This is a genomic window from Variovorax sp. BGA-UO-ETr-C22, from assembly GCF_059567965.1.
The window spans coordinates 1,942,917-1,963,569 of record NZ_JCAQPA010000011.1; the positions used below are offsets into that span (position 1 = coordinate 1,942,917).

14 protein-coding genes are annotated in these 20,653 nt (G+C 69.8%); 7 read left to right on the forward strand and 7 right to left on the reverse strand.

The annotated features are described in order from the left end of the window. Positions 1-5: 5 nt before the first annotated feature. A complete protein-coding gene (locus AC57B8_RS29125) occupies positions 6-1,502 on the reverse strand; it encodes a circularly permuted type 2 ATP-grasp protein (RefSeq protein WP_062476766.1) in 1,497 nt (498 codons plus the stop codon). Positions 1,503-1,600: 98 nt separating this feature from the next. Beyond that, positions 1,601-4,066: a DNA internalization-related competence protein ComEC/Rec2 gene (locus AC57B8_RS29130; RefSeq protein ID WP_496481510.1), complete on the reverse strand. Its 2,466-nt coding sequence runs from the start codon at positions 4,064-4,066 to the stop codon at positions 1,601-1,603. A 121-nt stretch (positions 4,067-4,187) separates the two neighbouring features. Between AC57B8_RS29130 and AC57B8_RS29135 the strand changes: the two genes are divergently transcribed. The 5 genes from AC57B8_RS29135 to AC57B8_RS29155 all read left to right on the forward strand — a co-directional run bounded on the left by AC57B8_RS29135 (position 4,188) and on the right by AC57B8_RS29155 (position 12,976). Beyond that, positions 4,188-7,688: a transglutaminase family protein gene (locus AC57B8_RS29135; RefSeq protein ID WP_496481511.1), complete on the forward strand. Its 3,501-nt coding sequence runs from the start codon at positions 4,188-4,190 to the stop codon at positions 7,686-7,688. A gap of 215 nt (positions 7,689-7,903) precedes the next feature. Beyond that, positions 7,904-10,648 carry a circularly permuted type 2 ATP-grasp protein gene (locus AC57B8_RS29140; protein ID WP_496481512.1) on the forward strand — a complete coding sequence of 915 codons (2,745 nt, stop codon included), beginning with the start codon at positions 7,904-7,906 and terminating at the stop codon, positions 10,646-10,648. A gap of 42 nt (positions 10,649-10,690) precedes the next feature. Beyond that, positions 10,691-11,512, forward strand: a complete 822-nt coding sequence (locus AC57B8_RS29145; protein ID WP_495272950.1) for a transporter substrate-binding domain-containing protein — start codon at positions 10,691-10,693, stop codon at positions 11,510-11,512. Positions 11,513-11,528: 16 nt separating this feature from the next. Next, positions 11,529-12,521 (forward strand): transglutaminase N-terminal domain-containing protein, encoded by a 993-nt coding sequence (locus AC57B8_RS29150; protein WP_495304515.1) that lies wholly within the window; start codon positions 11,529-11,531, stop codon positions 12,519-12,521. Next, positions 12,518-12,976 (forward strand): RidA family protein, encoded by a 459-nt coding sequence (locus AC57B8_RS29155; RefSeq protein WP_062476784.1) that lies wholly within the window; start codon positions 12,518-12,520, stop codon positions 12,974-12,976. The genes AC57B8_RS29150 and AC57B8_RS29155 overlap by 4 nt, the downstream gene beginning before the upstream one ends. Before the next feature lie 22 nt (positions 12,977-12,998). On the opposite strand, the gene AC57B8_RS29160 is transcribed toward AC57B8_RS29155, so the two are convergent. Next, on the reverse strand, positions 12,999-14,195 hold the full coding sequence (locus AC57B8_RS29160; RefSeq protein WP_496481513.1) for an ABC transporter substrate-binding protein: 1,197 nt from the start codon (positions 14,193-14,195) through the stop codon (positions 12,999-13,001). A 122-nt stretch (positions 14,196-14,317) separates the two neighbouring features. On the opposite strand from AC57B8_RS29160, the gene AC57B8_RS29165 reads away from it, so the two are divergent. Both AC57B8_RS29165 and AC57B8_RS29170 read left to right on the forward strand, forming a co-directional pair. Next, on the forward strand, positions 14,318-15,382 hold the full coding sequence (locus AC57B8_RS29165) for a sensor histidine kinase (RefSeq protein WP_496481514.1): 1,065 nt from the start codon (positions 14,318-14,320) through the stop codon (positions 15,380-15,382). Beyond that, positions 15,379-16,011 carry a response regulator gene (locus AC57B8_RS29170; protein ID WP_062476788.1) on the forward strand — a complete coding sequence of 211 codons (633 nt, stop codon included), beginning with the start codon at positions 15,379-15,381 and terminating at the stop codon, positions 16,009-16,011. Before AC57B8_RS29165 ends, AC57B8_RS29170 begins: the two co-directional genes overlap by 4 nt. 17 nt (positions 16,012-16,028) lie before the next feature. On the opposite strand, the gene AC57B8_RS29175 is transcribed toward AC57B8_RS29170, so the two are convergent. The 4 genes from AC57B8_RS29175 to AC57B8_RS29190 all read right to left on the reverse strand — a co-directional run bounded on the left by AC57B8_RS29175 (position 16,029) and on the right by AC57B8_RS29190 (position 20,631). Next, a complete protein-coding gene (locus tag AC57B8_RS29175) occupies positions 16,029-17,783 on the reverse strand; it encodes a carboxylesterase/lipase family protein (RefSeq protein WP_496481515.1) in 1,755 nt (584 codons plus the stop codon). Positions 17,784-17,948: 165 nt separating this feature from the next. Beyond that, positions 17,949-18,953, reverse strand: coding sequence for a hypothetical protein (locus AC57B8_RS29180; RefSeq protein WP_496481516.1), 1,005 nt, complete (start codon positions 18,951-18,953; stop codon positions 17,949-17,951). Then, a complete protein-coding gene (locus AC57B8_RS29185) occupies positions 18,950-19,702 on the reverse strand; it encodes a hypothetical protein (protein ID WP_496481517.1) in 753 nt (250 codons plus the stop codon). The genes AC57B8_RS29180 and AC57B8_RS29185 overlap by 4 nt, the downstream gene beginning before the upstream one ends. A 269-nt stretch (positions 19,703-19,971) precedes the next feature. Beyond that, positions 19,972-20,631, reverse strand: coding sequence for an aspartate/glutamate racemase family protein (locus AC57B8_RS29190; RefSeq protein ID WP_496481518.1), 660 nt, complete (start codon positions 20,629-20,631; stop codon positions 19,972-19,974). Positions 20,632-20,653: the final 22 nt, after the last annotated feature.

Consider the following 20,653-nt stretch of genomic DNA (forward strand, 5'->3'; position numbering starts at 1 on the left):
TGCTCCTACTGCGATTGGCTTTGCGACTGCGTGGCCGCCTTCGGCTTGGCCGTGCGGTCCGCTTCGAGAATCCAGGTGTCCTTGGTGCCGCCGCCCTGCGACGAGTTGACCACCAGCGACCCTTCTTTCAGTGCCACGCGCGTGAGGCCGCCGGGCACCATCTGCACCTCGCTGCCCGAGAGCACGAAGGGGCGCAGGTCGATGTGGCGCGGCGCAATGCCGGCGTCGACGAAGGTCGGCGAGGTCGACAGGCTCAGCGTGGGCTGGGCGATGTAGCCGTCGGGCTTGGCGATGACGGCCTTCTTGAAGTCTTCGATCTCGGCCTGCGTGGCGGCCGGGCCGATGAGCATGCCGTAGCCGCCGGCGCCATGCACCTCCTTGACGACCAGGTCCTTCATGTTGTCGAGCGTGTACTGCAGCTCGTCCTTGTTGCGGCACATGTAGGTCGGCACGTTCTTCAGGATCGGCTTCTCGCCGAGATAGAACTCGACCATCTTCGGCACGTAGGGGTAGATCGACTTGTCGTCGGCCACGCCGGTGCCCACGGCATTGCAGATGACGACGTTGCCCTGGCGGTAGGCGCGCATGAGGCCCGCGCAGCCGAGGGTGGAGGTCGGGCGGAACACCTCGGGGTCGAGGAAGTCGTCGTCGACGCGGCGGTAGATCACGTCGACCCGCACCGGGCCGCGCGTGGTGCGCATGTAGACGAAGTCGTCCTTGACGAACAGGTCTTGTCCCTCGACCAGCTCCACGCCCATCTGCTGGGCCAGGAACGCGTGCTCGAAGTAGGCGCTGTTGTACATGCCGGGCGTGAGCACCACCACCGTGGGCTCGGCCGTGGCCGGCGGCGCGCTGGCGCGCAGGGTTTCGAGCAGCAGGTCGGGGTAATGGGCGACCGGCGCGATGCGGTTCTGGTTGAACAGCTCGGGAAAGAGCCGCATCATCATCTTGCGGTTTTCGAGCATGTAGCTCACGCCGCTGGGCACGCGCAGGTTGTCTTCGAGCACGTAGTACTCGCCGTTGCCCTGGGCATCGGGGGCGCGCACGATGTCGATGCCCGAGATGTTCGAGTAAACGTTGTGCGGCACGTTCACGCCCATCATCTCGGGACGGAACTGGGCGTTGTTCAGGATCTGCTCGGCCGGGATGATGCCGGCCTTGATGATTTCCTGGTCGTGGTACACGTCGTACAGGAAGCGGTTGAGCGCCGTGACGCGTTGCACCAGCCCCTTTTCCATGCTCTCCCACTCATGGGAGGGAATGATCCGGGGCAGCAGGTCGAACGGGATCAGCCGCTCGGTGCCGGAGCCGTCCTCGTCCTTGGCGCCGTACACCGCGAAGGTGATGCCGACCCGGCGGAAAATCATTTCCGCCTCTTCACGCCGCGATCGCATCACCTCACCGGGTTGCTTCGCAAGCCATTGGTCGTAGCGCTTGTAGTGCTGTCGGATTGCAGCGCCCGCATAGGGGAGCTGCTCATACATCTCGTCGAATTTGTGCATGGAACGACCAATCTCCTTGAGCCATAGCTTAGCAAGTTCGAGGCCAGTAGAAGCCCTAGGTTTAGGCCCGATGCGAGGGCATTTCGCGTTTCGGACCTTCATGGCATGCGGTGGCGCCAGTAGCGCGGATCATTCGCGCGTTCACACTTCAGCTCGGCCGGCGCCGGGCTCGCCCAATGGGCGGCGCCGCAGCGCGGGCTGTCGACCACCTGCACGCCGCGTTCCACGTAGCGCGCCACCGCCTCGGGCGCGGGGTGGCCGAAGCGGCTGCGGTAGCCGGCCTGCACGAGCGCGATGCGCGGGCGCACGGCGTCCAGGAAAACCTCGCTCGACGAGGTCTTGCTCCCGTGGTGCGGCACCAGCAGCACGTCGGCCGAAAGCCCGGGCGTGCGCGACACCAGCGCGGCCTCCTGCAGGCGCTCGATGTCGCCGGCCAGCAGCACCGTGGCACGGCCGTTGCCGATGCGCAGCACGCACGACACGGCATTGGGCCGCGTGAAGCCGAGGTAGTCGCTGTCGAAGGGAAACAGCACCTCGAAATCCACCCCGTCCCAGGTCCAGCGCTGCCCGGCCTCGCAGCGGCGCGCGGGGCGCAGCGCCTGCAGCGGGTGCCCGGCCTCGATGGAGCTCAGCAGTGCCGCCTGTGGCTGCATGGCGAGCACGGCGGGTGCGCCGCCGGTGTGGTCGATGTCGCGGTGGCTCAGCAACAGCAGGTCGAGCCGTTCGCCGCGTGCGCGCAGCAGCGGCACGAGCACGCGGTGGCCCGCGTCGCCGTCGAGCCCGTAGCGCGGCCCGGCGTCGTACAGCAGGCTGTGCGTGGCGGTGCGCACGAGCACCGCGTTGCCCTGCCCGATGTCGGCGGCGAGCAGGTCGAACTCGCCCACCGCAGGTCGCGCTGGCTGCCACAGCAGCACTGGCAACAGCAGCGGCAGGCCGAGCGCGCGCATCGACCACGGCAGGCGCATCGCCAGCAGCACGCCGCCTGCCACGCCACCCGCAGCCAGCCACGCGGGTGGCGCGGCCATCGACAGCGTGGCGAACGGCAGGCCGGCGAGCGCCTGCAGCAACAGCGCGAACAGCTTCACGGCGCCAGCCGCCACGTCCCACAGCGGCGGCACCGCCACGCCGAGCATCGCCAGCGGCGTGATCACCAGCGTCACCCACGGGATCGCGAGCGCGTTGGCCACCAGCCCGACCGCCGACACCTGCTGGAACAGCAGCAGGCTCAGCGGCGTGAGCGCCAGCGTGATCGTCCATTGCTCGCGAAAGAAGCGGCCCAGGCGCGTGAGCGCTCCCACCCGCCCCTCGCCCGGCACGGCTGTGGCGGAGGCGAACAGCACAGCCACCGCGACGAAGCTGAGCCAGAAGCCGGCCTGCAGCAGCGCCCACGGGTCGGCGGCCACCACGACCGCCGCCGTCAGCAGCCAGACGTGCGGCCACGGCCAGCGCCGACCGGTGAGGCGCAGCAGCGCCACGGCCGCGAGCATCCAGACCGTGCGCTGCGAGGGCACGCCCCAGCCGCTGAAGAGCGCATAGAGCGCGGCCAGCAGCACCCCGCCGGCGAGTGCGGCCTGTTGCGCGGGCAGCCGCAGCATGAGCCGGCTGCTGCGCCGCCAGAGCGCGCCCACGACATGCGCCGCGAACCACGCGAACAAGGTGATGTGCAGGCCCGAGATCGACATCAGGTGCGCCACGCCGGTGGCGCGGAACACGTCCCAGTCGACGCGGTCGATGGCGCCCTGGTCGCCGGTGACGAGCGCGGCGATCACGCCGGCCTGGCGCCGGTCGTCCACGCGGGCGAAGACCGCATCGCGCACCGCCTCGCGCGCCCGCTCGATCGGGTGCCGCCACGTCGTGCCCAGCAGGCGCGGCGCAGGGTCGCGCGCCCCGGCCCGCACATGGCCTTGGGCATGCACGCCCTGCTCCCACGCCCACAGCTCGCTGTCGAAGCCATGCGGGTTGAGGTTGCCGTGTGGCGCGCGCAGGCGCACGGTCAGTTGCCAGCGCTGGCCGGCATGTACCTCGCCCACGGTGCGTGCGACGGAGGCACGCCGCTCGGCGGGCTGCTCCCACATCCAGCTGTACTCGCCGTACCAGGCGAGTGCGATGCGCGGCGGCACCGTCGGTGGCGCCTCATCGGAGGCCTCGGCCCACTGCGCCGCCTCCACGTCGAAACGGAAGCGCGTTCCGATCTCGCCGGGTTGCGGCATCTGCGAGACCACGCCCGTGAGCCGCAGGTCACGCCCTTCCAGTTGCGGCTCCAGCGCCCCTTGCGCGTAAGCCGTGGCGCGCCATCCGGCCAGGCCCGCGCCGGCCATCGCACCGCAGGCCAGCGACAGCATCAGCACGAACAGCCGAGGCCCACGCCACCGCCACAACAGCCATCCGCCGCCGAGCCCCACGAGCAGCAATGCGACGTAGACACCCGCCGCCCACAACAGCGGCTGGCGCAGCTGCACCGCCGCGCCGAGCAGCGTACTGCCCAGCGCAACGAAGGCCCCCGACCCACCCGCGACAGCCTCGGACGCACGCCGCGACTGCCCTCCCGACACCTCGGAATCCATGATGCAAACCCTCCCCCAACCCACGCTCGATGGCGCGTTAATTGCTTGGCAACTGGGCTAGTATGCGTCTCACCAGAGACATCTTTTCGATGCAACCTCGCTGCACTGCACGCCCCTACGCATGTCCATCCACGCCGCACTCCACCACGTCACCCACTACACATACGACCGCCTGGTGCAGTTGGGCCCGCAAGTCGTGCGACTGCGCCCCGCGCCCCATTGCCGCAGCAATGTGATCTCGTACTCGCTGCGGGTCGAACCGGCCGAGCACTTCGTCAACTGGATGCAGGACCCGTTCGCCAACTACCAGGCGCGGCTCGTGTTCCCCGAGAAGACGCGCGAGTTCAAGGTCACGGTCGACCTCGTGGTCGAGATGGCGGTCTACAACCCCTTCGACTTCTTCCTGGAGCCGCAGGCCGAGAACTTCCCCTTCAAGTACACGGCCTCGCAGGCCGAAGAGCTGGCGCCCTACCTCGTCACCGAGAAGCCCACGCCGCTGCTGCAGGCCTACCTCGACAAGATCGAGCGCAAGGAACAGCGCACCATCGACTTCCTGGTCGGCATCAACCAGCAGGTGCAAAAGGACGTCAGCTACCTCATCCGCATGGAGCCCGGCGTGCAGACGCCGGAAGAAACGCTGAGCAACGGCAGCGGCTCGTGCCGCGACTCGGGCTGGCTGCTGGTGCAGTTGCTGCGCCACTGCGGCCTGGCCGCGCGCTTCGTGTCGGGCTACCTGATCCAGCTCACGCCCGACGTGAAGGCGCTCGACGGCCCCAGCGGCACCACGGTCGACTTCACCGACCTGCACGCCTGGTGCGAGGTGTTCCTGCCGGGCGCCGGCTGGATCGGCCTGGACGCCACCTCGGGCCTGCTGGCCGGCGAAGGCCACATCCCGCTGGCCTGCACACCCACGCCGTCGAGCGCCGCGCCCATCGAAGGCGGCGTCGACGAGTCCGAGGTCGAATTCAGCCACGAGATGAAGGTCACGCGCATCTACGAATCGCCGCGCGTCACCAAGCCCTACACCGAAGAACAATGGGCCGAGGTGCTCGCGCTCGGCGACGCGGTCGATGCGCGCCTCGTCGCCGGCGACGTGCGCCTGACCATGGGCGGCGAGCCCACCTACGTGGCCACCAGCGACCGCGACGCGCCCGAATGGAACACCGACGCGCTCGGCCCCACCAAGCGCGGCTACGCCACCGAGCTCGTGCACAAGCTGCGCGCCGAGTATGGCCAGGGCGGCTTCCTGCATTTCGGCCAGGGCAAGTGGTACCCGGGCGAGCAGCTGCCGCGCTGGGCGCTGTCGATCTTCTGGCGCGCCGACGGCCAGACGCTGTGGCACGACCCCGAGCTGTTCGCCGACGAGCGTTTTCCCACGCACTACACGAGCGAGGACGCGCGCCGCTTCACCACCGTGCTGGCGCACAAGCTGGGCCTCACCGAGCGCTACATCCAGGCCGGCTACGAGGACACCTACTACTACCTGTGGCGCGAACGCCGCCTGCCGGTGAACGTCGACCCCTTCGACTCCAAGCTCGACGACGAACTCGAACGCGTGCGCCTGCGCCGCGTGTTCACGCAGAAGCTCGACGCGGTGATCGGCTACATGCTGCCCATCGAGCCCGGCAACGCCAACAGCGACACGCCCGCGCTCGCCGGCCCCGGCTGGAAGACCGGCCCCTGGTTCCTGCGCGACGACCGCCTGTTCCTGATCCCGGGCGATTCGCCCATGGGCTACCGCCTGCCGCTCGACTCGCAGCCGTGGGCCAGCAAGGGCGACTACCCCTACCTCATCGAGCGCGACCCGACCGCGCCGCGCGCCGCGTTGCCCAGCGCGTCCGACTACCGCGCGCGCTATGCCACCGCCACCCCGGTGGCCGGCGCCGACCTGGGCGAGGTGCCCTATACCTTCGGCGCGCCGCCCGTGGCGGCCGCCTCGCTGCGCATGCAAAGCCCCGGCGATGCGGCGAAGGGCGATGCGGCAGCTGCTGCCGCTTCCGCCACGCCCGCCACGCGCCAGCCGCTGCGCGGCGAATCGGCCCACTGGGTCACGCGCACCGCACTGTGCGTCGAGGTGCGCGACCCGCGCCGCGCCAACGGCCCCGCGGCCGAGAAAAAGGGCAGCGCTTCGGGCGTGCTCTACGTCTTCATGCCGCCGCTGGCGCGCCTGGAGGACTACCTCGACCTCGTCGCCGCCGTCGAAGCCACCGCGCAGCAGCTGGGCGTGCGCATCGTGATGGAAGGCTATCCGCCGCCGCGCGATCCGCGCCTGAAGATGCTGGCCGTGACGCCCGACCCGGGCGTGATCGAGGTCAACATCCACCCGGCCCACAACTGGAAGGAACTGGTCGACCACACCGAGTTCCTCTACAACGCCGCGTTCGAGACGCGCCTGTCGGCCGAGAAGTTCATGACCGACGGCCGCCACACCGGCACCGGCGGCGGCAACCACTTCGTGATGGGCGGCGCCACGCCCGCCGACAGCCCCTTCCTGCGCCGGCCCGAGCTGCTGGCCAGCCTGCTGCTGTACTGGCACAACCACCCGTCGCTGAGCTACCTGTTCTCGGGCATGTTCATCGGCCCGACCAGCCAGGCGCCGCGCGTGGACGAGGCGCGCAACGACCAGGTCTACGAACTGGAAATTGCGCTGAAGGAGATCGCCAAGAACCGCGAGATCTACGGCCAGAACATGCCCGCGTGGCTGGTCGACCGCACGCTGCGCAACATCCTGATCGACGTGTCGGGCAACACGCACCGCAGCGAGTTCTGCATCGACAAGCTCTACTCGCCCGATTCGAGCACCGGCCGCCTCGGCCTGCTGGAACTGCGCGCCTTCGAGATGCCGCCGCATGCGCGCATGAGCATCGCGCAGCAGCTGCTGATCCGCGCGCTGGTCGCCCGCTTCTGGGACGCGCCCTACCAGGCGCCCGTGACCCGCTGGGGCACCGAGCTGCACGACCGCTTCCTGCTGCCGACCTTCGTCAAGATGGACTTCGACGACGTCATCAGCGAGATGCGCCAGGCCGGCTTTGCCTTCGATGCCGACTGGTTCGCGCCGCACTTCGAGTTCCGCTTCCCGCTCGTGGGCCAGATGCAATCGATGGGCGTGGAGCTGTCGCTGCGCAACGCGCTCGAACCGTGGCACGTGATGGGCGAGGAAGGCTCGGCCGGCGGCACGGTGCGCTATGTCGACTCGTCGCTGGAGCGCATCGAGGTGCGCGTGACCGGCCTGAACGAAAGCCGCCACGTCGTCACCGTCAACGGCAAGGTGCTGCCGCTGCAGCCCACCGGCGTCACCGGCGAGTTCGTGGCCGGCGTGCGCTACAAGGCCTGGAACCCGCCCTCGGCGCTGCATCCGAGCATCCCGGCCCACGCGCCGCTGACCTTCGACCTCGTCGATACCTGGATGAAGCGCTCGCTGGGCGGCTGCCAGTACTTCGTCGCCCACCCGGGCGGCCGCAACTACGACACCTTCCCCGTCAACGCCTACGAGGCCGAGAGCCGCCGCCATTCGCGCTTCACGCGCACCGGCCACACGCCGGGCCTGCTGCGCACGCCGCCGGCCACCATCGAGCTGCCGGGCAGCCGGGAGTTTCCGTTCACGCTGGACCTGCGGCGCTGAGGATCGAAGTGGGCTCTGTTCGTACGGGGCGCTTATTGCTTGCCGCACGCGTTCGGGGTCCAGCGGCCGTTGTTTGAGGTCACAGTCTGTGACCTCAAAGACGCCCACTCCTCGGGCGGGTGCTGCGCATGAAATCGGCCAGGAAGCGTTCGGCATTTCGCCGGATCGCTTCGCGTGGCAGGCCCCGGTGACGGTGATGTGACAATCTCCCCCCTGTGGAACCCCTGAACGAATCCCTGTTCGACGCCCAGGCCCCGGAGCATCCGGCGGCGCTGGCGTCTTCGCTCGCGCCGGCGGCCCTGCCTGGGCATTTCGACGAATTGCGGGGACAGGCGACGCCCGCGGCGCCCTCGCGGCCGGTATCGGGCGCGGCCCCGGCGCCCGCCGCGGCCCCGCTGCTGTACGACGCCGCCGAGGAGCGACCGGCTCCGTCGCAATCGCAGTCCCAGTCACAGTCGTCCTCGCAATCGCAGGCACAGGACCCCTCCCCGTCCAGCGACCAGCCCCCGCTCACCCCCGCCTGGAACGCCTTCTTCGAACAGCTCGGTCCCGGCGGCATCAACGACCTGCCGCGGCGCGCGGTCAGCCTGGAGCGGCAGATCCGCGACAACGGCGTCACCTACAACGTGTACGCCGACGCCAACGGCCCGCAGCGGCCGTGGTCGCTCGATCTGTTCCCGCTGATCGTCTCGCCCGAGAGCTGGGCCCAGATCGAGGCCGGCGTGCAGCAGCGCGTGCGCGTGCTCGACCGCGTGATGGCCGACGCCTACGGACCGCAACAGCTGCTGGCCGAGGGCCTGCTGCCGCCGGCGCTGGTGCGCGGCCATCCGGGCTACCTGCGCGCACTGCACGGCGTGAAGCCGGCGGGCGACACCTGGCTGCACATCGCCGCTTTCGACCTCGCGCGCGGCCCCGACGGCAACTGGTGGGTGGTCTCGCAGCGCACGCAGGCGCCTTCGGGCCTGGGCTACCTGCTGGAGAACCGCCTCGCGATCACGCGGCAGTTTCCGCAGGCCTTCGAGGCGCTGCAGGTGCAGCGGCTGGCCGCCACCTACAGCGCCATGATGGAAGGCCTGCAGCGCATGTGCCCCTCGGGCTCGCCGCCGCACATCGCACTGCTCACGCCGGGCCCCTACAACGAGACCTACTTCGAGCACGCCTACCTGGCGCGCTACCTCGGCCTGACGCTGGTCGAGGGCAGCGACCTCACGGTGCGCGACCAGCGCCTGTACCTCAAGACCCTGCAGGGCCTGCGCCCGGTGCATGGCCTCATCAAGCGGCTCGACGACCAGTTCCTCGACCCGCTGGAGCTGCGCCCCGACTCCACGCTCGGCGTGCCCGGCCTGCTGCAGGCGATCCGCGCGGGCAACCTGCTGGTGGCCAACATGCCGGGCTCGGCCTTCCTTGAATCGCCGGCGCTGCTGGGCTTTTTGCCGGGGCTGGCACTGCGGCTCATCGGCGAGAAGCTCAAGCTGCCGGCGCTGCCGACCTGGTGGTGCGGTGAACGCGCCGCGCTCGAAGCGGTGCTGCCCCAGCTCGGCGAAAGCGCCATCAAGCCGACCTACCCCGGCTTCCAGGGCCGCTCCAGCTTCGACGCCGTGTTCGGCAGCCAGCTCGGCCGCCGCGAAATCGACGAATGGGCCGGCCGCATCGTGCGCGAGGGCGACGTCCACACGGTGCAGGGCTACCTGCCGCTGTCGCAGATGCCGACCTGGGCCAGCGACCTCGGCCCCGGCCACATCGCGCCGCGCGCGCTGATGCTGCGCGTGTTCGCGGTGAGCGACGGCCCGCAGTCGTGGCGCGTGCTGCCCGGCGGGCTGGCGCGCCTGGCGGGCCCCGATGCGCAGATCGCCTCGATGCAGCGCGGCGGCAGCAGTGCCGACGTCTGGGTGCAGACGCACGGCGAGGTCGACCGCACCACGCTGCTGCAACCGCACGCCACGCCGGCCTCGCTGGCGCGGCACCGCGCGCCGGTCACCAGCCGCGCGGCCGAGAACATGTTCTGGCTCGGCCGCTACACCGAGCGCGCCGAGAACGCGGTGCGCCTGGCGCGCCTCACGCTCAACCTGCTGGGCAGCGAAGACCAGTCCTCGCGCCCGCTGCTCGAATGGCTGCACCGCATGGCGGTGCGCAATGCGCTCGTGCCGGCCGAAGCGCCGAGCGCGCCGCAGTCACGCCGCGTGTTCGAACGCGCGTTGATCGCCGAGCTGGGCGACGTCGACAACGGTGGCAGCGTCGGCTACAGCCTGCGCAGCATCCGGCAGGCCGCGGCTGCCGTGCGCGAACGGCTGTCGCAGGACAACTGGAACCAGATCGTGCGCGCCGAAAGCGACTTCCTGCGGCGCGCGGCCGAACAGGCCGGCGAAGGCAGCTTTGCCGCCAGCGCCGCCCTGCGCGCACTCGAATCCGCCAGCACCGCGCTGGCCGCCATGACCGGCGCGCAGACCGACCGCATGACGCGCGACGACGCCTGGCGGCTGCTGTCGATCGGCCGCCACATCGAGCGACTGGGCTTTCTCTCCAGCGCGCTCGAGGCCGGCTTTGCCAACGGCGCCGTGCACGAGGTGAGCGGCTTCGAGGCGATGGTGGCGCTGTTCGACAGCACCATCACCTTCCATGCGCGCTACCAGCAGCGCCGCGACGTCGCCACGCTGGTCGACCTGCTGGTGCTCGACGCCGAGAACCCGCGTTCGCTGGCCTGGGTCACGCAGACCTTGCGCGGTCGCATCGCGCGGCTCGCGGGCAGCGCGCCGGGCAAGCTCACGGCCCTGTCGTACGAGTTGCCCGACCCCGCCACCTGGACGCTGGAACACCTGTGCGCGGCCGGCCCCGGCGCCGACTACCCCGCGCTGGTCGAACTGCTCGCCACCTGCGAGACGGCGGCGTACCACGTGTCAGACGCCATCGGCACGCGCTACTTCACGCTCACCTCGGAATCGCTGCGCTCCGTGGGCGCCTGATTCCACAGATACACACAACGATATTTCGAAGGAGGCATTTCCATGTCCGGCATCGCCCTCAACCGCCGTCTCACACTGACCGCCGCCAGCCTCCTGGTCGGCCTCGCGCTCGCCGGCTGCGGCAAGCAGGAACCTGCCGCGCCCGCGGCCGCTTCGGCACCGCCGCCCGCCGCCGCACCGCGCGTGCTGGTCGTCGGCACCGACGCCGCCTACACGCCCTTCGAATCGCAGAACGAAAAGGGCGAGGTCGTGGGCTTCGACATCGACGTGGTGAAGGCCATCGCGCAGAAGGCCGGCATCGAGGTGAAGTTCGTCAACACGCCGTGGGAAGGCATCTTCAACACGCTCGAGCTGGGCGACCGCGACCTGCTGGTGTCGGCCATCACGATCACGCCCGAGCGCCGCCAGACGATGGACTTCTCGCAGCCCTACTTCGAGGCCCGCCAGCTCATCGCGGTGAAGAGCGACTCGGCGGTCGCGAAATTCGACGACATCAAGAAGCTCAAGGTTGGCGTGCAGAACGGCACCACCGGCGACGAGGTGGTGGGCAAGCTGCTGGGCAAGTCGAGCACCGACATCAAGCGCTTCGAGTCGACGCCGCTGGCGCTCAAGGAACTCGAAGCCGGCGGCGTGCAGGCCGTGGTGGCCGACAACGGCGTGGTGGCCCACTACCTGGCCAACAACCCGGGCGGTGGTTTCAAGACCGTGAGCGACGCCGGCTTCTCGACCGAGCAGTACGGCATCGCCGTGAAGAAGGGCAACGCCGAGCTGCTGGCGAAGATCGACAAGGGCCTGGCCGACATCAAGGCCGACGGCACCTACGCCAAGATCTACGCCTCGCACTTCGGCGCCGAGTCCAAGTAGGCAACGGGCCGGCGCGATGCTGCTGCACGTCACCCACGAAACGCGCTACGCGTACGCGCCGGCGGTCGAGACGGCGCAGCACCTGGCGCACCTGCGCCCGCTGGCCACCGCCTCGCAGGAGCTCGTGAGCCACCAGCTCACGATCGACCCCGCGCCCGCGCAACGCAACGAGGTGCCCGACCTGTACGGCAACACGCGCGCCTTCTTCGCGCTCGAGTCCACGCACGACCACCTCATCGTCACGGCCGAAAGCGTCGTGAAAACCTCAGAGCCCGTGCTCTCTCCCGCCGTGGCGCGCGAGCTGCCCTGGGAAGCCGTGCGCGAGCGCTTCCGCTTTCGCAAGGACGCGCCCTTCGACCCCGCCTCGGAGTTCGTGTTTCCTTCGCCGTACGTGCCGCGTCACGACGACTTCGTCGCCTACGCGCGCGCCAGCTTCGTGCCCGAGCGTCCCACCTTCGACGTGGCGATGGACCTCACCGAGCGCATGTACCGCGACTTCGCCTACGACGCCGACAGCACCGAGATCAACACCCCCGCCGTCGAAGCCCTGGCGCAGCGCAAGGGCGTGTGCCAGGACTTCGCCCACATCCTCATCGCGTGCTTTCGCGCCATGGGCCTGCCGGCGCGCTACGTGAGCGGCTACCTGCTCACGCAGCCCCCGCCGGGCCAGCCGCGCCTGGTGGGCGCCGACGCCTCGCATGCGTGGGTGTCGGTGTACCTGCCCGGCGAGGGCGAAGGTCCCGAGAGCGTGGGCGACTGGGCTGACTTCGACCCCACCAACGGCCGCCAGCCCGGCGAGGACTACGTCACGCTCGCCATCGGGCGCGACTACTCCGACGTCTCACCGATGCGCGGCGTGCTGCATGGCGGCGCGCGCCACACGCTGCATGTCGGCGTGACCGTGCAACCCGTGGGGGAAGTGGTGCAGCTGCCGGCGTCGGCGGCGCAAACACAGACACAATCACCCCCGTCATCGTCATCACCATCCTCAGATCAGGAGTCTCCATGAGCGTTTACGACAAGCTTTCCAGCCTCGGCATTTCCCTGCCCCCGGTGTCCGCACCCGCCGCCGCCTACGTGCCTTTCGTGCAGACCGGCAATCTCGTGTTCCTGTCGGGCCACATCGCCAAGAAGGACGGCAAGGTCTGGGTCGGCCAGCTCGGCGCCAACATCGGCACCGACGAAGGCAAGCAGGCCGCACGCGCCATCGCCATCGACCTGCTCGGCACGCTGCACGCGGCCGTGGGCGACCTGAACAAGGTCAAGCGCATCGTCAAGGTGATGAGCCTCGTGAACTCGGTCGGCACCTTCACCGAGCAGCACCTGGTGACCAACGGCGCCAGCGAATTCTTCGCCGAAGTGTTCGGCCCCGAAAAGGGCGCGCATGCACGCAGCGCCTTCGGCGTGGCGCAGATCCCGATGGGCGCCTGCGTCGAGATCGAGCTGATCGCAGAGATCGGTTGATCTTCTTCAGGGCGGCTCAGCCTCAATGGATGAGCCGCCCTCCGTTGCCGATCATCGACAACGTCACCGGATGCGGGCGCACCCCAGGGTCGTCGCCACTCGACACCGGAATCCCCTCGATCTCGCGCCGCAGCATCAGCTTCATGGCGCCCTGCATCGAGCGGCGTGGTGAAGCGGCCAGCGCCGAGCGCGCTGCCTCCACCGTCACCATCGCCACCACGTACCCTTCCAGCGAAAAGTAGCTGAACTCGTCGCGGCCCATGTGGCTGCGCATGTCCTGCTGGTAGCGCTGCACCAGCGGCGAGGTCGCCAGCCGCGGGTTGGGCATGACCTGCGAGATCACGGTGCCGCGCGCCGCCGGCCCCACGCTCTTGGCGAGCACCTCGCCGTTGACGATCGAGAGCATGTACGGCGTCGGCCGTGCCACGCCACTTTCTGCCGCCAACCCCGACAGCAGCTTCACCCCACATGGCGTCACGCACAGCGCGAACAGCGCATCGGGCTTGGCCGCGCGCACGCTCGCGGCCACCGCGGCCCCGTCCATTTGCGCCAGCGCCACGCCCTGCTGCCCCACGAGTTCGATGCCCGCGTCGCGCAGCGCGATCTCGAGCGCGGCAAAGGCATCGCGCCCCAGCCCGTCGTCCTGCCAGACCGCGAACGCACGCCGCTGCCGCACCGACACCGCCTGCGCGACCAGCTGACGCACCTCGTCCGCATAGCTTGCGCGCAGGTGGTAGATGAGCGCGCGCTGCGCGCCGTGCAGCGCCGACGCGCCGGTCATCGCGCCGATCAGCGGCGTGCCCGCCTCGCGCATCGTCGGGTAGGCCGCGTCGATGTGCGAGGTGCCGGCCGACAGGCCCAGCGCATCGACCTTGTCCTGCACCACGAGCTGCCGGATGTTCTGCGTGTGGCGCTCCACCGAGTAGCCGTCGTCCAGCGCGCGCCACACCAGCTTGTGGCGCCCGAGCAGGCCGTCGCGCTGCACGCGCGCCAGGTAGGCGTCGATGCCGTCCTTCACGTTGCGCCCGGCCTCGCCGAGCGGCCCGCTCAGCGGCAGCGACTGCCCCACCACGATCTCGTCGGCGCGGCCCGGCAGGCCCAGGCACAGGAGGAGCAAAGGCGCAAGCCAGCGGTAGACCATCGTCGTGTCGTCCTTGCCGGCGTCGCCGGCCGTGGGGCAGCCTGAAGCAGGCGGGCCCCGATCTTGGCGGCGCACCATGCGCGGCGGCCATCGGACATTTCCGGCCGGCGCTACGGGGAACCCTGCTGCTCGCAAACCCTCGGGCGCGGCCGTGCGGCGCGGCCCGCGACCTATCATGCAGCGCGCCACCGCCCGCCCCCATGACAGCACCCGCCCGCGAGAGCCTGCAGGACATGCCCTTCGACACCATCGTCGAACAGGCGGTGGCGGGCATCTACGTGATCCAGGACGACCGCTTCATCTACTGCAACGCGACCTGGGCCGCCATCGTGGGCTACACCGCAGAGGAAATGACCGGCATGTCGCTGGCCGAGATCGTGCCGCCCGACTTCGTGGAAGTCGTGCGCTCGCGCATCCGCATCCGGCTGGCGGGCAATCCGCCGAGCATGCACTTCATCACGCGCGGCCTGCACCGCGACGGGCGCGTGCGCTTCGTCGAAGTCCACGGCTCGCGCATCGAGCACCGGGGCCGCCCGGCCGTGATGGGCGTGGGCGTGGACGTGACCGACCGCGTGCGCAACGAGGAAGAACGCCAGCGCTCGCGCGAGCAGCTGCAGGCCCTGGCCGCCTACACCGCCAACAAGCTCGAGGAGCAGCGGCTGGCGCTGTCGCGCGACGTGCACGACGTGCTCGGCGGCATGCTGACCTCGATCAAGATGGACGCCACGCGCATCCAGCGCCGCGCCGACAACCCCGAGGTGCAGGCGCTCACGCAGGGCCTGATCGCGCTCACGCAGCAGACCATCGACACGGTCAAGCAGATCTCGGAGGCGCTGCGCCCCAGCGCGCTCGACCACCTCGACCTGTCGGTGGCGCTGGCCCACGAGCTGCAGGCCTTCACGCGCCGCTCGGGCGTGCTGCATTCGCTGGACACCGACGCGCCCGCGCTGCGGCTCGCGCCCAAGCAGGCCACCGCGGTCTACCGCATCTTCCAGGAAGGCCTGACGAACGTCCTGCGCCACGCGAAGGCGCAGCGCGTGGACGTGCGGCTGCGCGTGGACGGCGAGCGCCTGCGGCTCGCGCTGCACGACGACGGCTGCGGCTTCGACCCCGACGCGCCCGAGGGCAGCGCGCTGGGCCTTCTGAGCATGCGCGAGCGCGCACGCGAGATCGGCGGCGAACTGCACATCCACGCGGCGCCCGGCGCGGGCACGCGGCTGGCGCTCAGCGTGCCGCTGCTGCAGCAGGAAAGCGGCCCGGCATGATCGACATCCTGATGGTCGACGACCACACGATCTTCCGCTCGGGCCTGCAGCGGCTGCTGCTCGACGAGACCGACCTGCGCACCACGGCCGAAGCCGGCAACGGCGCCGAGGCGCTCGAGCTGGTGCGCCAGCGCCGCTTCGACGTGGTGCTGCTGGACATCAACATGGAAGGCCGCAACGGCCTGGAAGTTCTGGCCTCGATCCGCGCGCTGCAGCCCGCGCTGCCGGTGCTCATGCTGTCGATGTATGCCGAGGAACAGTACGCGCTGGTCGCCATCCAGGCCGGCGCGCGCGGCTACATCGCGAAAGACGCGGAGCCCGCCGAGCTGGTGCGCGCGATCCGCTGCGTGGCGGCCGGCGGCCAGTACCTCAGCGCGCGCGCCGCCTCGCAGGTCAGCGGCCAACTCGAAGGCCGCGACGACCGCCCCGCGCACCAGCGGCTCACGGTGCGCGAGCACCAGATCATGCTCATGATGCTCAAGGGCCTGTCGCTCACCGCCATCGGCGACGAGATGCTCATCAGCGTGAAGACCGTGAGCACGCACCGCAGCAACATCCTCGACAAGCTGGGCGTGGCCAGCACGGCGGAGCTGGTGCTCTATGCCGTGCGCCACGGGATCATCCAGTAGCTGGCCTTTTCAGGAACTCAGCGAGTACCGTTGCGCAAGGGGTCGACCGAATCGGGCAGCGCGTTGAAGTCGATCTGCTGGAACAGGAACTCGCGCTGCTGCGGCGACAGCAGCGAATAGCGCGGCCAGAAGAACAGGTAGTCGTCGGCCGACATGCGCGGCTGGTTGTCGAAGATCATGCGCTTGCTGCACAGCAGGCACACGAAGTTGGTCCAGTTGTTCCAGGTCGTCTGCCCGTCCAACATGCGGCTCGGTGCACCGTAGCGGGCAAAGCTCGCCGCGTGGCCGATGAACTTGTCCGACAGCGCCTTGCGGCTGCTTGCGTTCGCGGAGCTCCAGGCAAAGCGCATGAAGTTCGGCTCGTCGGTCACGAAGTTGCCGAACAGCGCCGCCACGTCGATGCCGTGGAACGCGCCGAAGGTGTCCTTCCAGGGCTGCGGCGTGTCGTCCCAGTTGTAGTTGTAGCGGTAGATGTCGCCGTTCTGCAGGCGCAGCACGCGGATCACGTTGTCGATCACGTTGTCCAGCGCGTAGCTGATCACTTCATGCGTCTGCGTGTAGATCGGCCGGAACTCGGGCTTGATCAGCTGGTTGAAGGTGACGCTGCCGGGCGCCGCGTAGTTGGTCAGGTTCCACAGCTCCTGCTGCGAGGGCTGGCCCATGCCGAACAGGAAGGCGAAGTACGAGCCCTCGTCGTGCGTGGAGCCGATCATCAGCGGCATCTTGTTGTAGTTGCCCGCGAGCAGGCCGGGCAACCCGCTCGCGCGGATCACGGTGCCGTCGGTGAAGTGGCCCGGCACCACGGGGCTGGGCGTGAACTTCATGATCTGCGCCGCGCTCGCACCGCGCAGCAAGGCGGCGATGTCGGCGGCGCTCATGGTCACGCGCTGCGCCGCGGCCTGCAGCGTGGTCGAGGCGCGGCCGGTGTCGACCAGCAGGTTGTCGATGAGCGAGTCGGCCGCCAGCGTGCCCACCACCGGCGGGTACGCATTGGGCACGCCCGACATGCACAGCGCGCGGTGGAACTTGCCGTCGGCCAGCGGCGACTGCAGCAGGCCCCAGGTGTTGATGCAGCCGGCCGACTGGCCCGCCACGGTCACCTGCCCCGGGTTGCCGCCGAAGGCGCGCGCGTTGGCCTTCACCCAGTCGAGCGCGCGCACGAGGTCCAGCGTGGTGAAGTTGCCCGAGTCGTCCAGCGCGTTGCCGGTCTTCATGGCCGGGTGGTTCAGCCAGCCCAGCATGCCCATGCGGTACTGCACGGTGACCACCACCACGTTGGCCTTCTGCGCCAGGTAGGCGCCGTCGTAGGCCGGTTCGCGCGCCGAGCCCTTGGTGTTGCTGCCGCCGTGGATCCAGAAGAACACCGGCAGGTTCTCGGCGCTGGAGTTCGGTCGCCACACGTTCAGGTAGAGGCAGTCTTCGGTGCCCACGGGCTGGCCGAAGGTGGCCGGGTCGGGCTCGCCGAAGGGGTTGCCGACCTGCGCGCACATGCCGGCCAGCGTGGTCGCGGCGCGCGCGCCGCTCCACGGCTGCGGCGGCTGCGGGGCGCGCCAGCGCAGGGCGCCGACGGGCGGCTGCGCGAAGGGAATGCCCAGGAAGGCGTGCGTGTTGTTGGCCGCGACCTTGCCGTAGATCTGGCCGGCGTCCAGCGTGCGCGTGAGGCTCTGGTTGTAGGCGGCCAGCGCGGGCGCCGCGAGCATCGCGAGCGCCCACAGGACCGTGGTGCGAAGCAGCAGGCGAACGAGGCCTGCAAGAGAACGGGAGCGGTGCATGGTGGTTGTCTCCTCGAGGTGGATGCGGCGGGCTCTGACGGCCTCGGTCATGCATCGATTCTCGTGAGCACCCTGCCCCGCCCGCCTCGGTGTCATCGCAGGGGGGCGGCAAGAATCCTCCGATTGACATCCGGCCCGCAAAGGGCCATGCAACGCGGGGCGCGGCTACTTGCGCTTCCAGCTCGCCACGGTGATGAACACGCCGGTTTCCTTCGCGTCGCGCAGGCGCACGCTGTAGCGGCCCGCGCCGTCGGTGCCGTTGAAGACGACCTCGCGGCCCTCCTCGTCCAGCGTCGCGCCCTTGGCGAGTTCGCGGTAGGCGTCGACCAGCTTGGCGATCGGCTCGTAGCTGCGCAGCGTGACCTCGGCGTCGGGCAACCGCGCCTCGGGGCGCTGGGCGCTCTGGTAGGCCGTGCGCATCGGCAGGCCGGCCAGCCCCTTGGGCAGCACGATCTTGCCGGCGCTGGCGGTGCTGTTCACCTCGGCCGTCTGCACCAGCAGCGGATGCAGCGACGCCGGGAAGCCCGGCGGCAGCTGCTCGGCGCGCCAGCCCGGCACGCCCGGCTGGCCGGTGATGTATTCGACGCTGGCGATCTTCTGCGCGGCGGCCACATCCGCCGGATCGTCGCTGTCGGCCATGGCCGCGAGGAACGAGGGCAGCTGCTTGCTCCAGGCCACCAGCGGCGCGGCGTCGGCCTGGCTGGCACCGGCATGCTGGAAGACCGACAGCACGGTCTGCGGCAAGGGGTTGCACACCTTGGGGTCGTCGCGCTTGGCAGCCGCACGGCAGTGGCCGTTGACCAGCCCCACCGCCTGCACGCGGCCGTCGGCGTCGATCAGCATCGCCGCGCGCTCTTCACCATGGCCGCCGCCGCTGACCGACGCGATGACCTGGCGGCCGTCGGGCCACACGGTGCGCGTGACGTCGAACTTCGAGCGCATGCCTTCGAGCAGCTGCTGCGCGATCAGCGTGTCGGGCTCGGTGTAGCTGCCACGCGCGTAGCCGACCAGGCCGATCACGGCGCTGCGGATGCGCGTCTGCTCACTCAGGCGCAGGGTGGGCGGCGGCAGCTCCGTCGTGACGGGGGCGGCAGCGTCTTGTGCGTGGGCGGTGAGCGCGCAGGCGAACACCAGCGACGCCAGCGCCGACTGAATCAATGTCTTCTTCATTCGGAAATTTCCACTTCGATGTTCGTGATCGCGGGCATGTCGCGCGGGACCGTCGTGCTGACGGAGAAGCTCAGGCCGTTGCGGCTGCCGGCGATGAAGCCGTCGCTGGACTCGATGTCCTTCAGCGGCGGCGACAGCTGCTTGTAGAACGCCAGCACCTGCTGCGGCGTGTCGACGGTCTGCAGGCGCAGCACGCGCTTGGCCTTGGCGTCGCTCAGCGCGTCCTGCGCGGTGCCGTAGATCAGCGCCTTGGGGTACAGCGGCACTTGCGCGGAGAAGGCCTTGTTGGGCCGCACGATGGGCCGTGCCGTGGTGCGCGCGGCGTCCATCGTGAGGTACTCGGTCGTGGCGATCTTCTCGCCCACGCCCTCACCGCCCTGCATGCGGTCGGGAACCTGCTGGCTCCATGCGACCAGCGGTTGCGCCTTGGTGCGGTCGAGGCCGGGGCGCAGGAAGACCGAGAGCACCGCGTGCTGGTCGTCGAGGCAGCCGCTCGACGACGAGTCCTTGCCGCAGCTGCGATGCACCAGCGCGGCAGCCAGCACGTCACCGCTGCGGTCGTCGACCAGCACGGCCGCGCGCTCGCCGCCGTCGTAGGGCCGGCGGTACGACGAAAGCAGTCGTTGGCCGTCAGGCAGCGTCTGCTGCTTGCGGTCGGGGCGCGAGGCCAGGCCCGAGATCAGTTGCTCGGCCAGCAGGCCTTCGGGCCAGTAGTACGAGCCCGACGCCATGCCCGCGAAGCGCGTCACGGCAAGGTCGAGTGCGGGGGCCTGGGATGTTTCCGGCGCGCGCTCGTGATGCGGCACGAGGACCAGCTGGGGTGTCGCGGTTTGTGCGACGGCGCCGAGGGAAGAGAGGAGAAGAAAAGCGAGGAAAGCGGAACGCGGTCGAAGGTGAGGCATGCAAGAAAGAAAACGAACGATGCGGCTTGCCCGATGTTTGCGGACAAGTGTGTCGTTTCATTCTAGAAGGCGTTCATTGCCAAAACGCCTCGCACCTCATCGCCGCGACGATCGTCTCACGGCGTGACCGCGAGCTTCGAACACAGCAGCCGCATCGCCGCACCGATCGGCGCGATCACCGGCACCTCGAAGCGCGGTGCGAGCGCGAGCGCGGCCTGCCCGAGCGGACCGCCGCCGATGATCACGGCCTGCGCGCCGTCGTCGTCGATGCAGCGTTGCACGGCCTGCGCCAGCGCTTCTTCGAGCGCCTTCGCATCGGCCGCGAGCGCGCGCGGATCGCCCTGCGTGAGGCGGATGCCGCTGAACTGCGTGCCCAACCCGAGCGCGGCCGCGCGCGCTTCGATGGGTGCCACGAGGTCGGGCGTGACGGTAGCGATGCCGAAGCGGCGGCCGCCCTCGCCCGCCGCGAGCATGGAGGCTTCGGCGATGCCGACCACGGGCACGCCGGCCTCGCGCCGCAGCAGCGCCACGCCGGGGTCGCCGAAGGCGCTGACGATCACGCCGTCCCAGCCCTCGCCCGCCGCTGCGCGCCACACCTTCAGCACCTCGTGCGCGGCCGCGTTCAGCTCGTCTTCGTTGACGATCATCGGCGGGCCTTGCACCGCCGTGCGGCCGGTCACGCGGCAACCGGCGGGCGCTTCGGCGGACGCGATGCCGACCATCATGTCGGTGGTGGCGACGGAGGCGTTGGGGTTGATGAGCAGGATGTCGGGCATGCGGAAAAACGCTTTCTTTGGA